The 16,554-nt window shown below is 71.9% G+C and carries 13 protein-coding genes and 3 tRNA genes; 5 read left to right on the forward strand and 11 right to left on the reverse strand.

The window, feature by feature from the left end; genetic code table 11:
- Positions 1 to 199: 199 nt before the first annotated feature.
- From ACIP5W_RS09705 to ACIP5W_RS09725, 5 genes are all read right to left on the reverse strand, one after another.
- Positions 200 to 607, reverse strand: coding sequence for a PIN domain nuclease (locus ACIP5W_RS09705; protein WP_397959237.1), 408 nt, complete (start codon positions 605 to 607; stop codon positions 200 to 202).
- Positions 604 to 837, reverse strand: a complete 234-nt coding sequence (locus ACIP5W_RS09710; protein ID WP_401469358.1) for a type II toxin-antitoxin system VapB family antitoxin — start codon at positions 835 to 837, stop codon at positions 604 to 606. Before ACIP5W_RS09710 ends, ACIP5W_RS09705 begins: the two co-directional genes overlap by 4 nt.
- Positions 838 to 1,168: 331 nt before the next feature.
- Positions 1,169 to 1,245: transfer RNA gene (locus ACIP5W_RS09715), tRNA-Ile, on the reverse strand.
- 168 nt (positions 1,246 to 1,413) lie between these two features.
- Positions 1,414 to 1,486, reverse strand: a tRNA-Asn gene (locus ACIP5W_RS09720).
- Positions 1,487 to 1,491: 5 nt separating this feature from the next.
- A tRNA-Asn gene (locus ACIP5W_RS09725) sits at positions 1,492 to 1,564 on the reverse strand.
- Between the two features lie 159 nt (positions 1,565 to 1,723).
- On the opposite strand from ACIP5W_RS09725, the gene ACIP5W_RS09730 reads away from it, so the two are divergent.
- From ACIP5W_RS09730 to ACIP5W_RS09745, 4 genes are all read left to right on the forward strand, one after another.
- On the forward strand, positions 1,724 to 2,029 hold the full coding sequence (locus tag ACIP5W_RS09730; protein WP_366057674.1) for a YtxH domain-containing protein: 306 nt from the start codon (positions 1,724 to 1,726) through the stop codon (positions 2,027 to 2,029).
- Positions 2,030 to 2,137: 108 nt separating this feature from the next.
- Entirely contained in the window at positions 2,138 to 3,592 is a 1,455-nt protein-coding gene (locus tag ACIP5W_RS09735) for an FGGY-family carbohydrate kinase (protein WP_401469361.1), read from the forward strand.
- A gap of 149 nt (positions 3,593 to 3,741) precedes the next feature.
- Complete coding sequence (locus ACIP5W_RS09740) at positions 3,742 to 5,475, forward strand: ABC transporter ATP-binding protein (protein ID WP_401469364.1); 1,734 nt, start codon at positions 3,742 to 3,744, stop codon at positions 5,473 to 5,475.
- Positions 5,475 to 7,403 (forward strand): ABC transporter ATP-binding protein, encoded by a 1,929-nt coding sequence (locus ACIP5W_RS09745; protein ID WP_401469367.1) that lies wholly within the window; start codon positions 5,475 to 5,477, stop codon positions 7,401 to 7,403. Before ACIP5W_RS09740 ends, ACIP5W_RS09745 begins: the two co-directional genes overlap by 1 nt.
- Before the next feature lie 224 nt (positions 7,404 to 7,627).
- Here ACIP5W_RS09745 and ACIP5W_RS09750 read toward each other — a convergent pair whose 3' ends face one another.
- The 5 genes from ACIP5W_RS09750 to ACIP5W_RS09770 all read right to left on the reverse strand — a co-directional run bounded on the left by ACIP5W_RS09750 (position 7,628) and on the right by ACIP5W_RS09770 (position 14,772).
- Positions 7,628 to 8,974, reverse strand: a complete 1,347-nt coding sequence (locus ACIP5W_RS09750) for an RNA polymerase sigma factor (protein ID WP_401469370.1) — start codon at positions 8,972 to 8,974, stop codon at positions 7,628 to 7,630.
- 104 nt (positions 8,975 to 9,078) lie between these two features.
- Positions 9,079 to 10,983, reverse strand: coding sequence for a DNA primase (gene dnaG / locus ACIP5W_RS09755; protein ID WP_401469373.1), 1,905 nt, complete (start codon positions 10,981 to 10,983; stop codon positions 9,079 to 9,081).
- Positions 10,984 to 11,108: 125 nt separating this feature from the next.
- A complete protein-coding gene (locus tag ACIP5W_RS09760) occupies positions 11,109 to 12,383 on the reverse strand; it encodes an NAD(P)/FAD-dependent oxidoreductase (protein WP_401469376.1) in 1,275 nt (424 codons plus the stop codon).
- Positions 12,384 to 12,521: 138 nt separating this feature from the next.
- Complete coding sequence (locus ACIP5W_RS09765; RefSeq protein ID WP_401469379.1) at positions 12,522 to 13,775, reverse strand: deoxyguanosinetriphosphate triphosphohydrolase; 1,254 nt, start codon at positions 13,773 to 13,775, stop codon at positions 12,522 to 12,524.
- A gap of 91 nt (positions 13,776 to 13,866) precedes the next feature.
- Positions 13,867 to 14,772, reverse strand: coding sequence for a sirohydrochlorin chelatase (locus ACIP5W_RS09770; protein ID WP_401469382.1), 906 nt, complete (start codon positions 14,770 to 14,772; stop codon positions 13,867 to 13,869).
- A gap of 227 nt (positions 14,773 to 14,999) precedes the next feature.
- Between ACIP5W_RS09770 and ACIP5W_RS09775 the strand changes: the two genes are divergently transcribed.
- The gene (locus ACIP5W_RS09775) at positions 15,000 to 15,716 is read left to right on the forward strand and encodes a vancomycin high temperature exclusion protein (protein ID WP_401469385.1); all 717 of its coding nucleotides are present in this window, start codon (positions 15,000 to 15,002) and stop codon (positions 15,714 to 15,716) included.
- 57 nt (positions 15,717 to 15,773) lie between these two features.
- Here ACIP5W_RS09775 and ACIP5W_RS09780 read toward each other — a convergent pair whose 3' ends face one another.
- Positions 15,774 to 16,541 carry an enoyl-CoA hydratase-related protein gene (locus ACIP5W_RS09780; RefSeq protein ID WP_401469388.1) on the reverse strand — a complete coding sequence of 256 codons (768 nt, stop codon included), beginning with the start codon at positions 16,539 to 16,541 and terminating at the stop codon, positions 15,774 to 15,776.
- Positions 16,542 to 16,554: the final 13 nt, after the last annotated feature.

The raw sequence follows: 16,554 nt of genomic DNA on the forward strand, positions 1-16,554 counted from the left end.
ACAACTCCTTGTCCGTCTTGCCCGGTTGGTTGAACTGCGGGTCGGCCCCGCGCACGTGGGGATGGCTCCGAGGTGGCGGTCGCGTTCGGTGCGCCGAAGCTGTCGGCCTCACGCATGCGGGGATAGGTCGTAGTGATGCGCCCCGGAGACATCGATCACCGAGGTCGGAAGCCGACAGACGCGTTCCTGCCTCCGGAGATCAGGCTCGTGCGTCTCGCTGCTGGACTTCCTTGAGGACTCCGGCCACCGTCGCGAAGTCATTGTCCACGTGGAGGACGGTGTGCCCATGGTGTACAGCTGTCGCACACACCAACAGGTCGATCGCTCCCGCCGCCCGATGCCGGCCCCTCTGGGTCAGTTTGTACTGGGCGGTGTCGACCCACCGCCAGGCGTTCTTCGGAACCGGGGAGAGCAGACAGAGCGCGTCCAGTTCCTCGGCCAGCTCATCTCGGTGAGACGGGCTGGTCGCCGAGTAGAGGAATTCGGCACGTGTCGGCTCGCAGAGGTGGAACACCCCGGCGGCGATGTGTCCCTCCCAGGGGCGCAGCGCACCTGGGGTACGGAACAGATGCCACAGAGCCGAGGTGTCCACCAGATACGTGATCACTCGAAGGCCTCGCGCCGCGCACGCTTCTCGGCTTCATGCGCCGCTGCGGCCTGCTCGAACTCGCCGCGCTCACCTCGCGCAGCCAGCTTCTCCGCGGCCTCAAGCCTCCTGATCCGCGCCACGTAGTCCCGAAGCGCCGTGTTGACGGTCTCCTTCTTCGTCGTGGCACCCATGAGCCGCATGGCCTCGGCCAGCGCCTCGTCGTCGAGATCAATCTGGGTGACGGACACCGGACACCTCCAACGTCCGCAATGTATGCAACCAAGATACATCACCAACATTGCACACGGTCGCCGATCGCAACAGACCGCTCAAGGGAGGCGCGCAGGATGCCGAGGTGTTTCCATTCGGACTGCTTCCCGACGCAGACGGATCAGCGGCGCCTGCCGCACCCCGACAGGAATCACCCCATGGCACCTATGACCGACTTGACCGTGATCGGCGTCCCGAATCTGCCCTGCCGATCATGAGAACACGTATCGAGACGCTCCACGAGCGTCCCCCAACTCGCCGCCAAGCTCGCATAGTTGCCGGCCAGCTCGATTCTCCTCGCGTAGCGAGTGGTGGGGCGGGTGGGACTCGAACCCACGGCCGGCGGATTATGAGTCCGCTGCTCTAACCGGCTGAGCTACCGCCCCATAGCGGCGTGTCGCGTACACGTGTGCGCGCCGTCTGCCGCAGCATAGCCGCTCATACGATCTCACGCTCCGCCTGGTCCGACGCCGCATGACCATGAGGACCGCGCTGTCGCCTGCCCGTTTCCGGGCGACATGAAAAAGGACCCCTAAGGGTCCTCGATCACGATGCTCCCCCGACTGGACTCGAACCAGTAACCTGCCGGTTAACAGCCGGCTGCTCTGCCAATTGAGCTACGGAGGACCGAGCTCCCCCGACTGGACTCGAACCAGTAACCTGCCGGTTAACAGCCGGCTGCTCTGCCAATTGAGCTACGGAGGAATGCCTCGTTCGCATCGAACGCCCCTGCCTGGGTATTCGCCAGGGGGCGGACGCTCGCTGCGACACATACATTAGCGCAAGCAGGGGGGTGCTCCGCCAATCGGTTCCCTCCGGCACCGATGCCGCACCGCAGACCTACACGAGGAAAGGGTGGCCGTCATGCGCTACCGGCTCACGTTCGTCGTCGGACTCGCCCTGGGTTACGTGCTCGGCACGAAGGCCGGGCGGGAGCGCTACGAACAGCTGAAGAAGTCCGCGCGGCAGGTCGCGCAGAACCCCGCCGTGCGCAACACGGCGGAGTCGGCGGCGCAGCAGGGCCGCCAGTTCGCGGGCAAGGCGTACCACGCGGTCAGCGACAAGGTCGGGGACCGGATGCCCGAGTCGGTCGCGGGCCGGGTCCGTTCCCTGCGGGACCGGAACGCGCACAGTGACGGATCGGACGACTGGGGCACCAGCCATCCCTAGGGCCTCTCGTTCGGACCGGGCCGGGCTCGTCGGCCCGGTCCGAACGAAAGACCCCAGAGCGTGCCCGGCCGACGCGGTCACCCCCCGCGGTGCGGCAGAATTTTGCGTATGGGGATAGTCGCCGGGTTGGACAGTTCGCCCGATTTCACTCGCATCGTCGTCTGTGACGCGGACACAGGGGCCGTGCTCAGGCAGGGCTACGCACCGCACCCGGTGGAAGGTCCCGACGGTGCCGGCCGTCCCTCCGACGTCGATCCGCAGGCCTGGCTGCTCTCCCTCGGTGAGGCGGCCGGCGGCGGACTGCTCGAGGGCGTGCAGGCGATCGGCGTGTCCGCGCAGCAGAACGCGGTCGTGCCGCTCGACGCGCAGGGCGGCACCGTGCGTCCGGCGATGGTCGGCGGCGACAAGCGCGCGCAGGTCGCGGCGGCCGATCTGATCGACGCGCTCGGCGGCCGGGAAGCGTGGGCGCAGGCGGTCGGCTGTGTGCCGCAGGCCGCGCAGCCGGTGACCAAACTGCGCTGGCTGGCGAAGAACGAGCCGGACGCCGCGCTGCGCACCGCCGTGCTGCTCCAAGCGCACGACTGGCTCGTGTGGCAGCTCCTCGGGCGGCCGGTGCGCCGCACCACCGACCGCGGCGGCGCCTCCGGGACCGGGTACTGGTCGGCGGCCACCGGCGGCTACCGGCCCGAGCTGGTGGAGCTGGCGCTCGGTCACCAGGCCATGCTGCCCGAGGTGATCGGCCCCTCCGACGCGGCGGGCACGACCCCGGAGGGCCTGCTGATCTCGGCCGGCACCGGCGAGACCATGGCCGCCGCGTTCGGGCTGGGCATCGGCCTCGGGGACGCGGTCGTGTCGCTGGGCGCCTCCGGGTCCGTGATGGCCGTACACCCCGCGGCCCTCGTCGACCAGAGCGGCATGATCACCTCGCTGGCGGACGCGACCGGCATGCACCTGCCGGTCGTCACCACCCTGAACGCCGTACGGACCCTGCGCGGGGCCGCCGAGCTGCTCGGCGTGGCCGATCTGGAGACGCTGTCCGATCTGGCGGTGAAGTCGACCCCGGGATCGCACGGGCTGGTGCTGCTGCCCTACCTGGAGGGCGAGCGGACGCCCAGTCTGCCGCACGCCGCGGGCACCCTGACGGGTCTGCGGCGCGAGTCGATGAAGCCGGAGCACTTCGCGCGGGCGGCGTTCGAGGGCATGCTGTGCGGGCTCGCGGACGCGCTGGACGTGCTGCGCGGCCGGGGCGTCGAGGTGCGGCGGGTCTTCCTGCTCGGGGCGGCGGCCGAACTGCCGGCCGTGCAGGCGGCGGCACCCGCGCTCTTCGGGGCGCAGGTCGTCGTACCGCAGCCCGCGGACTACGCGGCGATCGGGGCTGCGCGGCAGGCCGCCTGGGCGCTCGGGGTGTCACAGGGCACGCTCGATCCGCGCACTCCGCCGGCCTGGCCCGGCCCGGCGGCGCAGGTGCTGGACCCGGGTGAGGAACTGGCCGTGGGGCAGGCCGTGCGGCAGCAGTACGTGTCGGTGCGGGAGCAGACGCATCCCACCGCGTTCCGCTCGTAGGGCCGGGTCGGGCCGGGGCCGGGGCCTGGGGCGGTCCCTTGGCACAACGCTGTCGGCTTAATCGGTTGAGGTAACACCGGTGGAGTGTCGGACGATAGGGGCCAGGGGCAACCAGTGCCCCGCGCCCCGCCCACTCCGAGAGACGTAGCGTGCTCATACGACTTCTGCGGACCTATCTCAGGCCCTACAAGAAACCCATCGTCCTGCTGGTGCTGCTCCAGTTCCTCCAGACCTGCGCCACGCTCTACCTGCCCACGCTCAACGCCGACATCATCGACGAGGGCGTGGTCAACGGCGACACCGGTTACATCCTTTCCTACGGCGCCCTGATGATCGGCGTCTCGCTGGTGCAGGTGGTCTGCAACATCGGTGCCGTGTACTACGGCGCGAGGACGGCTTCGGCGCTCGGACGGGACGTGCGGGCCGCCGTCTTCGACCGGGTGCAGTCCTTCTCCGCCCGCGAACTCGGTCAGTTCGGCGCGCCCTCCCTGATCACCCGGACCACGAACGACGTCCAGCAGATCCAGATGCTGGTCCTGATGTCGTTCACGCTGATGGTGTCCGCGCCGATCATGTGCGTGGGCGGCATCGTCATGGCCCTCGGCCTGGACGTGCCGCTGTCGGGGATCCTGGTGGCCGTGGTGCCGCTGCTGGGCATCTGCGTGACGCTGATCGTGCGGCGGCTCAGGCCGCTGTTCCGGTCCATGCAGACGCGGCTGGACACGGTGAACCGGGTGCTGCGCGAGCAGATCACCGGCAACCGCGTCATCCGCGCCTTCGTCCGCGACGACTACGAGGAGCAGCGCTTCCGCGACGCCAACGCCGACCTCACCGGCATCTCGCTGAAGGCCGGCAACCTGCTCGCGCTGATGTTCCCGGTGGTCATGACCACGGTGAACCTGTCGTCGATCGCGGTGGTGTGGTTCGGCGCCCACCGGATCGACAGCGGCGGGATGCAGATCGGTGATCTGACCGCCTTCCTCGCCTACCTCCTGCAGATCGTCATGTCCGTGATGATGGCCACCTTCATGTTCATGATGGTGCCGCGCGCCGAGGTGTGCGCCGAGCGCGTGCAGGAGGTCCTGGACACCGAGTCCAGCGTCGTCCTGCCGAAGGCGCCGGTGCGTGACCTGCGGCGCCACGGCCACCTGGAGATCCGGGGCGCCGGCTTCGGCTACCCGGGCGCCGAGGAGCCCGTGCTCAAGGGCGTCGACCTGGTGGCGCGGCCCGGGGAGACCACCGCCGTCATCGGCTCGACGGGCAGCGGCAAGTCCACGCTGCTCGGGCTGGTCCCCCGGCTGTTCGACGCCACCGAAGGGCAGGTCCTCGTCGACGGCGTCGAGGTCGCGGACCTGGACGCGGCGCTGCTCGCCAGGACGGTCGGGCTCGTGCCGCAGAAGCCGTACCTGTTCGCCGGCACGGTCGCCACCAACCTCAGGTACGGCAACCCGGACGCAACGGACGAGGAACTGTGGCACGCGCTGGAGGTGGCCCAGGCCGCGGCGTTCGTGCGCGAGCTGGACGGCGGGCTGAACGCCCCCGTCGCGCAGGGCGGGACCAACGTGTCCGGTGGTCAGCGGCAGCGGCTCGCCATCGCCCGCACGCTCGTGCAGCGCCCGGAGATCTACCTCTTCGACGACTCCTTCTCCGCCCTCGACTACGCCACCGACGCGGCGCTGCGGGCGGCCCTCGGCCGGGAGACCGCCGAGGCGACCGTCGTCATCGTCGCCCAGCGGGTGGCCACCATCCGTGACGCCGACCGGATCATCGTGCTGGACGGTGGCCGGGTCGTCGGCGAGGGCACCCATCAGGAACTGATGGCGGACAACGAGACCTACCGGGAGATCGTGCTCTCCCAGCTCACGGAAGCGGAGGCTGCCTGATGGCCGGGCCCATGGGGCGCATGATGGCCGGGACGGGACCGGAGAGCCGCACGCTGGACTTCAAGGCGTCCGGCCGGCGGCTGCTCGCCCACTTCAAGCCGGAGCGGCTCACCCTCTACGCGATGCTGGCTTGCGTCGTGCTGAGCGTGGGCCTCAGCGTGGCCGGGCCGAAGATCCTCGGCCGGGCCACCGACCTGGTCTTCGCCGGCATCGTCGGGCGGCAGATGCCGGCCGGGGCGTCGAAGGACGAGGTCCTCGACTCGATGCGCGAGCGCGGTGACGGCGATGTCGCCGACATGCTGCGCGGCACCGACTTCACCCCCGGCCAGGGCATCGACTTCGACGCCGTCGGCCGGGTACTGCTGTTCGCGCTCGCGGTGTTCACGGTCGCCGGCCTGCTGATGGCGGTGGCGACCCGGCTGGTCAACCGTGCGGTCAACCGCACGGTGTACCGGATGCGCGAGGACGTGCAGACGAAGCTGTCGCGGCTTCCGCTGTCGTACTTCGACAAGCGGCAGCGCGGCGAGGTGCTGTCCCGGGCGACCAACGACATCGACAACATCGGGCAGACGCTCCAGCAGTCGCTGGGCCAGCTCGTGAACTCGCTGCTCACCATCGTCGGCGTGCTGGCGATGATGTTCTGGGTGTCGTGGATCCTCGCCCTGGTCGCGCTGGTCACCGTGCCGCTGTCGGCGGTCGTCGCGGCGCGCGTGGGCAAGCGGTCGCAGCCGCACTTCGTGCAGCAGTGGCGCACCACGGGCAAGCTGAACGCGCACATCGAGGAGATGTACACCGGTCACACGCTGGTGAAGGTGTTCGGCCGGCAGGAGGAGTCGGCGCGGCAGTTCGCCGAGCAGAACGAGGCACTGTACGAGGCCGGGTTCAAGGCGCAGTTCAACAGCGGGATCATGCAGCCGCTGATGTTCTTCGTGTCGAACCTCAACTACGTGCTGGTGGCCGTGGTCGGCGGGCTGCGGGTCGCCACCGGCTCCCTGTCGATCGGTGACGTGCAGGCGTTCATCCAGTACTCGCGCCAGTTCTCGATGCCGCTGACGCAGGTCGCGTCGATGGCGAACCTGATCCAGTCGGGCGTCGCCTCGGCCGAGCGGATCTTCGAACTGCTGGACGCGGAGGAGCAGCAGGCCGATCCGGTGCCGGGCGTGCGGCCCGAGGCACTGCGCGGGCAGGTGGCGCTGGAGCACGTGTCCTTCCGCTACGACCCCGACAAGCCGCTGATCGAGGACCTGTCGCTGGTCGTCGAACCCGGCCACACGGTCGCCATCGTCGGCCCCACCGGCGCCGGCAAGACCACGCTGGTCAACCTCCTCATGCGGTTCTACGACGTCACCGGCGGGCGCATCACCCTCGACGGCGTCGACGTCACGCGGATGTCCCGCGACGAACTGCGCGCCGGGATCGGCATGGTGCTCCAGGACACCTGGCTGTTCGGCGGCACCATCGCGGAGAACATCGCGTACGGCGCCTCGCGCGAGGTCACGCGCGGGGAGATCGAGGAGGCGGCGCGGGCGGCCCACGCCGACCGGTTCATCCGCACGCTGCCCGACGGCTACGACACGGTGATCGACGGTGAGGGCAGCGGGGTCAGCGCCGGTGAGAAGCAACTGATCACCATCGCCCGGGCGTTCCTGTCCGACCCGGTGATCCTGGTGCTCGACGAGGCGACGAGTTCCGTCGACACGCGTACCGAGGTGCTGATCCAGAAGGCGATGGCGAAGCTGGCGCACGGGCGGACGTCGTTCGTCATCGCGCACCGGCTGTCGACGATCCGGGACGCCGACACCATCCTGGTGATGGAGAACGGGGCGATCGTCGAACAGGGCACGCACACGGAGCTGCTGACGGCGGACGGGGCGTACGCGCGGCTGTACAAGGCGCAGTTCGCCGAGGCGGTGGCGGAGGTGGACTAGGGCGTGTTTCGAAAGTGGCGTCGTCTGCCCGAAGGGCAGGCCCGGCGGCGTCTGGTGCGTGCGATCGCAAGGCGGAGGGTCGCCCCGATACTGGTTGTATCGGGGTGATCCCGACAACGCGGCGAGCGTGCGTGCCAGACGTCGCCAGGCAGACGGGACTTTCGAAACACGCCCTAGGGTCCGCCGAAGGCGGGAAGGGGGCCGCCCGGCGGGCGGCCCCCTTCTCAGTCCAGGTAGCCCCTGAGCTGGTCCGCGAAGGCGTGGTCGCGGAGTCTGCCGAGGGTCTTGGACTCGATCTGGCGGATCCGCTCCCGGGTGACGCCGAAGATGCGGCCTATCTCCTCCAGGGTGCGGGGGCGGCCGTCGGCCAGACCGTAGCGGAGCTGGACGACCTTGCGCTCGCGCTCGCCGAGCGTCGACAGCACCGCCTCCAGGTGCTCCCTGAGCAGCAGGAACGCCGCCGACTCCACGGGGCTGGCGGCGTCGCCGTCCTCGATGAGGTCGCCGAGGGCCACATCGTCCTCCTCGCCCACCGGGGCGTGCAGGGAGACCGGTTCCTGGGCCAGTCGCAACACCTCCCCGACCCGCTCGGGGGCGAGGCCGAGCTGGGCGGCGACCTCGTCGGCGGTGGGCTCGTAGCCGCGTTCCTGCAGCAGCCGGCGCTGGACGCGGACCACGCGGTTGATCAGCTCCACCACGTGCACGGGGACGCGTATGGTGCGGGCCTGGTCGGCGAGCGCGCGGGACATGGCCTGGCGGATCCACCAGGTGGCGTACGTGGAGAACTTGTAGCCGCGGGCGTAGTCGAACTTCTCGACCGCCCTGATCAGGCCCAGGTTTCCCTCCTGGACGAGGTCCAGCATGGTCAGGCCGCGGCCGACGTAGCGTTTGGCGACCGACACGACGAGGCGCAGGTTCGACTCGATGAGGCGGCGCTTGGCCATCCGGCCCATGACGACCAGCCGGTCCAGGTCGAGGGCGAGGTCGCCGTCCACGTCGGGGGTGCCGCTCAGCTTCGCCTCGGCGAACAGGCCGGCCTCGACCCGGCGGGCCAGTTCGACCTCCTCGGCGGCGGTGAGCAGCGGGATCCGGCCGATCTCGCGCAGGTACTGGCGGAACAGGTCCGAGGAGGGGCCGGAGGTGTCGACGAAGCGCGGGGCGGGCGTCTCGACGGGTTCGAGGGCCTGGTCGAGGGTTTGGTCGAGGGCCTGCTCGGGGGGTTCGGTGAGCGCCTCGGCAGGCGGCTCCTCGGGTGCCGGGCCGGCCGGCTCGGGCTCCGCTTCCATGGCCGTCTCCGGGTGGCGCACGGCACGGTTCTGCGGCGGGACCGCGACCAGGACGCCCGTCCCGCCGTCCGGTTCCGTGCCGTCGGTGCGCGTGTCGGTATGGGTGGGGGTCCGGGTCTGCACGGGGGCGACCTCCAGGGTGATCGCTGCCGAGGGGCGCGGCAGCGCTGCTTCGAGGGCGGAGTGGGCGGTCTCGCCGCTGTCCGTCCCGTACGCGATGAGCGGAACCGCGGGGGTGGGGGACCCGCCGGGGACGGATCGGCCGCGCTCCGAGGACTCAGGCACCGCCACCCAGTGTGGGGTACGACACATCACCGCCACGAGGGGCGTGCGATGACTTTTTGCGTCCGGGCCGTGACCGCCTGCTGACCGCGGAGGTCAGGACGTGCTCACAGAGCCGCGGCTCCGTGTCCGCGCAGTGCCTGGTCGTACTGCTGGAGGACCCACAGTTCGTTCTGGACGGCGGCCAGTTGGGCCGGGTCGCCGCCGGCGGACAGCCGGGCCAGCTGGGACTGGACGTCACGGATGCGCCGTTCGACGGCGCGGCGGCGGACGGTGACCAGCTGGGCACCGGCGTACACCTCGTCCACCGCCTTGCGCATGATCGTCTCGACCGCCAGCTCCGTCACCATCGCGCGGACGGTGTCGTCGGGGGCGGCCTCGCGGACGCGGACGAGGTAGTCCTGCGGGTCCTGCGTGCCGTACTCGGCGCCGCCCGCGTCCTGGATCGCCGCGCGTACGGCGGCGTAGGGGGCGGCGGTGAACTCGTCGACGCCGTACGCGTCGAAGGCCGGGGAGACCAGCTCGGGGCGCTGGAGGGCGAGCTTGAGCAGCTCGCGCTCGGTGGCGTAGACGGGATTGCGCAGAGTGAGGGCGGGTCCGGTGACGGCGGGTCGCGGGGCGGCCTCGTAGGACGGGACGGAGCCGCCGCGGGCCGGCGCCGGGCCCCTGCCGCCGCGGTCGCGGGCCCAACGGGCCAGCTGCGCCACACGCTTGACGACGAACTGGGTGTCGAGGATGCCGAGCATGCCGGCCAGCTGGACGGCGACCTCGTGCTGGGCGCCGCTGTTCTTGATGCGGGCGACGACCGGGGCGGCCTCGTCGAGGGCGGCGGCCCGCCCGCCCGGGGTCTCCAGGTCGTAGCGCGCGACGATCTGACGCAGGGCGAACTCGAACAGCGGGGTGCGGGGTTCGACGAGGTCGGCGACCGCCTCGTCGCCCTTGGCCAGCCGCAGGTCGCAGGGGTCCATGTTGTCCGGCGCGATGGCGATGTACGTCTCGGCGGCGAACTTCTGGTCGTCCTCGAAGGCGCGCAGGGCCGCCTTCTGGCCGGCCGCGTCGCCGTCGAAGGTGAAGATCACGCGCGCGGAGCCGTTGTCCATCAGCAGCCGGCGGAGGATCTTGATGTGGTCGGTGCCGAAGGCCGTGCCGCAGGTCGCGATGGCGGTGGTGACGCCGGCCAGGTGGCAGGCCATGACGTCGGTGTACCCCTCGACGACGACCGCGCGGGAGGACTTGGCGATGTCCTTCTTGGCGAGGTCGATGCCGTAGAGGACCTGCGACTTGCGGTAGATGGCCGTGTCGGGCGTGTTGAGGTACTTGGGGCCGTTGTCGGTCTCGTAGAGCTTGCGGGCGCCGAAGCCGACGACCTCGCCGCCGATGTCGCGGATGGGCCACATCAGCCGGCCGCGGAAGCGGTCGATGGGGCCGCGGCGGCCGTCCTGGGCGAGGCCGGAGAGGATCAGTTCCTTGTCGCTGAAGCCCTTGCCGCGCAGGAAGCGGGTGAGGTGGTCCCAGCCCTGGGGGCTGTAGCCGACGCCGAAGTGGACGGCGGCGGCCTGGTCGAAGCCGCGCTCGGCGAGGAAGATCCGGCCGGCGTCGGCCTCGGGGCTGACGGCGAGCTGTTCGGCGTACCACTCGGCGGCGATCTTGTGGGCCTCGACCAGGCGGATGCGTTCGCCGCGCTGGTGGGAGGGGTTGTAGCCGCCCTCCTCGTAGCGCAGGGTGATGCCGGCCTGGGCGGCGAGGCGCTCGACGGCCTCGGAGAAGGTGAGGTGGTCGACCTTCATCACGAACGTGATGGTGTCGCCGCCCTCCTGGCAGCCGAAGCAGTGGAAGAGGCCCTTGCTGGGGCTGACCTGGAAGGACGGTGACTTCTCGTCGTGGAAGGGGCACAGGCCCTTGAGGTTGCCGCCGCCCGCGCCTCGCAGCTGGAGGTACTCGGACACCACGGCGTCGATCGGAACCGCGTCCCGAACCGCCTTCACGTCCTCGTCGTTGATCCGTCCTGCCACGTGCTGATTCTACGGGGGTGCGCGGACACCCCGGGGCGCCGCGGCGCCGCCCCGCCGGGGCGCCCCGGGGTGTCCGCGCGGGCGGCCGGGGACCGCAGCGCGCGCGGAGCCGCGGAACCCGCGGGTCAGTCCACCTGGGCGCCGAGGGTGTCCAGCGGCGCCCGCGGATCGGCCAGCGCCTCCGTGTCGACCCGTCCGCGTGAGCGGATGAGCCGCTGGATCTGCTCTGTGACGTCCCACACGTTCACGTTCATTCCCGCCAGCACCCGCCCCTCCTTCACCCAGAACGCGATGAACTCCCGCTTCCCCGCGTCCCCGCGGATCACCACCTCGTCGTACGTCCCCGGCGGCGCCCACCCGCTGTACTCCATCCCCAGGTCGTACTGGTCGGAGAAGAAGTAGGGCACCCGGTCGTAGGTGACGTCCTTGCCGAGCATGGCGCGGGCGGCGGCCGGTCCGCCGTTCAGGGCGTTGGCCCAGTGCTCGACGCGCAGGGTGGTGTCGAACAGGCCGTGCGGGAAGGACGCCACGTCGCCGGCGGCGTGGATGTCGGGGTCGGAGGTGCGCAGCCGGGTGTCCACCGCGATGCCGCCGCCGTGGACGCGGTCGGCCAGCTCCAGTCCGGCGGCCTCGGCGAGGGCGGTCCGCGGGGCGGCGCCGATCGCGGCGAGCACGTCGTGCGCCGGGTGTTCCTCGCCGTCGTCGGTGCGGGCGGCGAGGACCATGCCGTCCTGGCCGACGATCTCGGTGAGCCGGACGCCGAAGCGGAAGCGGACGCCGTGCTCGCGGTGCAGTTCGGCGAAGACGTTGCCCAGTTCGGGGCCGAGGACGCCGTGCAGCGGGGTCGGCTCCGGTTCGACGACGGTGACCTCCGCCCCGTACTCGCGGGCCGCCGCCGCGATCTCCAGGCCGATCCAGCCGGCGCCGGCGATCACGATGTGGCCGTTGTCACGGCCGAGTGCGGCGAGGACGCCCTTGAGGCGCTCGGCGTGGGCGAGGCGGCGCAGGTGGTGGACGCCCGCGAGGCCGGTGCCGGGGATGTCGAGGCGGCGGGGTTCGGAGCCGGTGGCCAGCAGCAGCTTGTCGTAGTGGACGAGGGTGCCGTCGTCGCCGAAGCGGACGGTCCTGGCCGTGCGGTCGATGGCGTCGACGGTCTGGCCCAGGTGCAGCTCGACGTCGTTGCGCGCGTACCAGGCGGGCTCGTGCACGAAGACGCTGTCGCGGCTCTCCTTGCCGAGCAGGAAGCCCTTGGAGAGCGGCGGGCGCTCGTAGGGGTGGTCCCGTTCGTCGCAGATCAGTATCACGCGGCCGGTGAAGCCCTCGGCTCTGAGCGTCTCGGCCGCCTTGGCGCCGGCCAGGCCTCCTCCGACGATGACGAATGTCTGATCCGCGTCGACCACGTGATGCCTCCTCGTAACAGTGCCGCCACCCGAGCGTCCCGCACGCGGCAGGCCGGGGGAAGAGGGGGTGACCCGATCAGGCCACGGAGTGTCACCTTCGGGCCCGTCCGGCCGCCCGGCCCGCCCGGCCCGTCCGGTTCACGGCCCGGTGGTCAGGCGGGCGTGCAGCGAGCGGGCCGAGACGTCGGTGAGCGAGGCGATCTGGTCGACGATCACCCGCTTGCGGGCACGGTCGTCCGCGGCCCGGTCGAACAGGGCACGGAACTGGGGGTCCAGCCCGTCGGGGGCGCGTGCGGTGAGCGCCTCGGCGAGCTCGCCGATGACCACGCGCTGGTCGGCGCGGAGCAGCTCCTGCTCGGTGCGCTGCATGACGTACCAGTCGGCGACGGCCTTGAGGACCGCGCACTCCAGGCGCGTCTCGCGGGGTACGACGAGTTCGGCGCCGTAGCGGGTGAGCCGCCCGGACCCCCATCTGGCGCGTGTGGCGGCCTCGGCGGCCAGGCAGAAGCGGCCGATGAGCTGGCTGGTGGCGTCCTTCAGGCGGGCCTGGGCCACGGCCGTGCCGTCGTAGCCGTGCGGCCACCACTGCTGGTCCTGGAGGCGGTCGAGGGCGGCGGCGAGTTCCGCCGGGTCGGTGTCCGCGGGCACATAGCGGCCGACGGCGACGCGGAAGACCTCCGCGCGCTCCGGTTCGGCGTGCAGACTGCCCGGGTCGATGTGGCCGGCGTGCAGGCCGTCCTCCACGTCGTGCACCGAGTAGGCCACGTCGTCCGACCAGTCCATGACCTGCGCCTCGAAGCACGTGCGCGTGCCGGGGGCCTCCTTGCGAACCCAGTCGAAGACGGGGCGGTCGTCCTCGTAGACACCGAACTTGGGGGACGCCGGGTCGGTGGGGTGGGCGCCGCGCGGCCAGGGGTACTTGGTGGCGGCGTCGAGGGTGGCGCGGGTGAGGTTGAGGCCGACGGAGCCCTCGGGGGTGAAGCGCTTGGGTTCGATGCGGGTGAGGAGACGCAGCGACTGGGCGTTGCCCTCGAAGCCGCCGCAGTCGCGGGCGAATTCGTTCAGCGCCTGTTCGCCGTTGTGCCCGAACGGGGGGTGGCCGAGGTCGTGGGAGAGGCAGGCCGCCTCGACGAGGTCGGGGTCGCAGCCGAGGGCCGCGCCCAGCTCCCGGCCGACCTGGGCGCACTCCAGGGAGTGGGTGAGGCGGGTGCGGGGGGTGGCGTCCCAGGCGTCGGTGCGGGTGCCCGGGGTCACCACCTGGGTCTTGCCGGCGAGCCTTCTGAGCGCCGAGGAGTGCAGGACACGGGCGCGGTCGCGCTGGAAGGCGGTGCGGCCGGGGCGCTTGTCGGGCTCCGCCGCCCAGCGTTGTGTTGACGGCTCGTCGTAGGGCATGTCCCGACATTAAGCGGCGGCGGTGACAATCGGGGCGCCACGCGGCTGCCGGGTCCCGCGGAGGTGCGCGGTCCCACCGTCGCGCGCCCCCTCAGGCGGCGTTGCTGCCGACGGTCTGCGCGCGTGCCCGGTCGTAGCGGTGCAGGACCAGGCGGGCCATCGCCTCGTGGGTGCCGAGGGGGGCCGAGGCGATCCAGGGCGCGGCCTGCGCGCACTCGGTGGCGAAGCGGCCGGGAGCGGTGAAGCAGGAGGCGACGGCCACCCGGTGGCGGCCCCGCGCGGCGAGCGCGCGGACGGCGGCGGGGACGGTGGGTGCGGCCGTGGAGGCGTACGCCGGGACCACGGGGACGCCGAGGCGGTCCGCGAGGAGCCGGGCCGTACGGCCGGTGTCGACGGCCGAGTCCGGGTCGCGGGAGCCCGCCGCCGCGAGGACCACCGCACTGGTGCGGCGCTCGGCGTCCGTCATCCGGGTGCGCCAGCCGGCCTCGACGAGACGCGCGTGCAGCGTCTCCACGAGCAGGGGGTGCGGGCCGAGCGGTGCGGCCACGCGCGTGTGCACCCGCGCCGCGGCGGCCGTCTCGGGGATGTCCCGGCGCACGTGGTAGCCGCGGCTCAGCAGCAGCGGTACGAGGACGGCGCCCTCGGCGTGCGCCGTGCCCGCCGCGTCGAGGCCGGCGAGGGTGTCCGACAGCAGCGGCTCGTTGAGCTCGATGTGCCCGAGGTGCACGGGCAGGCCCGGGCGCAGGTCGCGGACGCCGTCCAGGAGCGTGCTGACGGTCCGCAGGGCGCGCGGGTCGCGGCTGCCGTGGGCGACGACCACCAGCGCGGGCGGGCCGGGGCGCCGGCGGCCGTCGAGCGGGACGGGGCCGGGCCGGCGGGCGGGCGGGGGGCTGATCCGGTTCATGAGGTGCGCCGTACTGTCGAGGTGGGTGCCACCGGGCAGCGGGCTGCCGGGGCGGTGGTGGGACTCGTCGTACATGGAGGGTGACGCCGTCATGAACCGATCGTGGCGGCACGAGGTTGCACCCCCGTTGCGCGACCGTCACGAGTGTTTTCCGGGCGTTCACGGCGCGCGTGGGCGCGATGTGAGGTGCGGCGGGCGGTGCGGTGCGGCGGGCGGTGTGAGCGGCGTGACGTGCGGTGGACCGAACCGGATCCCGGCCGGTCGCGTCTTACCCGGTCGAAGCCGGAAGGACGGTCCGGACGGCCGGCAGGGGGCACCGCATGAGGATCCGTCGACCGCGGCTGCCGCGTACCCGTACCGGGTGGCGGCGGCTGGTGCAGGGGGTGATGGCCGCCTGCGTGCTCGGGCTGCTTCCGGCCACCTGGCTGTACGTCTCCACCGCGGACCGGCTGGGCACGACGGCCGACGCGCCGCGCACCGATGTCGCGGTGGTGTTCGGTGCCGGTCTGTGGGGCGGGGAGCCGTCGCCGTACCTCGCGCACCGGCTGGACGCGGCGGCGACGCTGTACCGGGAGGGGCGCGTCAGGGTCGTGCTCGTCACCGGGGACAACAGCCGCGAGGACTACGACGAGCCCGACGCCATGCGCACCTACCTGACGAGGCACGGCGTCCCGGACGCGCGGATCGTCAGCGACTACGCGGGTTTCGACACCTGGGACTCCTGCGTGCGCGCCAAGAAGATCTTCGGGGTCGACCGGGCGGTCCTGATCAGCCAGGGCTTCCACATCCGGCGGGCGGTCGCGCTGTGCGAGGCGGCGGGCGTCGAGTCGTACGGCGTCGGCGTCGCCGCCAAGCATGACGTGACCTGGTACTACGGGGGCGCGCGGGAGGTCCTCGCGGCCGGCAAGGCGGCGCTGGACGCGGTGTTCGAGCCGGATCCGCGGTTCCTGGGGCCCCGGGAGCCGGGGGTGCGCGAGGCGTTGGCCGGGGCCGAGGACCGGGGCCGTGCCCCGACCGGACACCGTCCGCCGGCCTGACCCGGCCCTGGACGCGGCCGGCGGCGGGGCGGCCGCGCGCTCCCGCCGCCGGGTTCGTCAGCGCCCCTGGAAGCGCGGCGGGCGTTTCTGGAGGAACGCCGCCATCCCCTCCTTCTGGTCGTGGGTGGCGAACAGGGCGTGGAAGACCCGCCGTTCGAAGCGGATGCCGTCCCGCAGACCGGTCTCCAGGGCCCGGTCGACGCACTCGCGGGCCGCCCGCACCGCCGCGCGGCCGTACGAGGCGATCGTCGCCGCCGCTTCGAGGGCCTCGGGCAGGACCCGGTCGTCCGGGACCACGCGGGAGACGAGGCCGCAGCGTTCCGCCTCCGTGGCGTCCATCGTGCGTCCGGTGAGCACCAGGTCCATGGCCTTCGCCCGGCCGACCAGACGGGTCAGCCGCTGGGTGCCGCCGATGCCGGGGATCACGCCCAGTCCGATCTCGGGCTGGCCGAAGACCGCCGACTCCCCCGCGACGACCAGGTCGCACATCATGGCCAGCTCGCAGCCGCCGCCCAGGGCGTGGCCGTTGACGGCGGCGATCTTCGGGGTGCGCAGGTCCGCGAACTCCTCCCAGTCGGCGAACCAGTCCTCGGCCGCCATGTCGACGGCCGACTTCCCGGCCATCTCCCTGATGTCGGCGCCCGCCGCGAAGGCCCGGTCCGAGCCGGTGACGACGAAGCAGCCGGTGTCGGGGTCGGTGTCCAACGGGCGCAGGAGTGCGAGGAGTTCGGCGAGGAGTTCAGCGCTGAGGGCGTTCAGGACGTGCGGGCGGTGCAGGCGCACGGTCACGACGCGGCCCTGCCGTTCCGCCTTGAGATGGTTCATGTGCCTTCTCCTT

The sequence above is a fragment of the Streptomyces sp. NPDC088766 genome, from assembly GCF_044750845.1.
Lineage (GTDB): Bacteria > Actinomycetota > Actinomycetes > Streptomycetales > Streptomycetaceae > Streptomyces.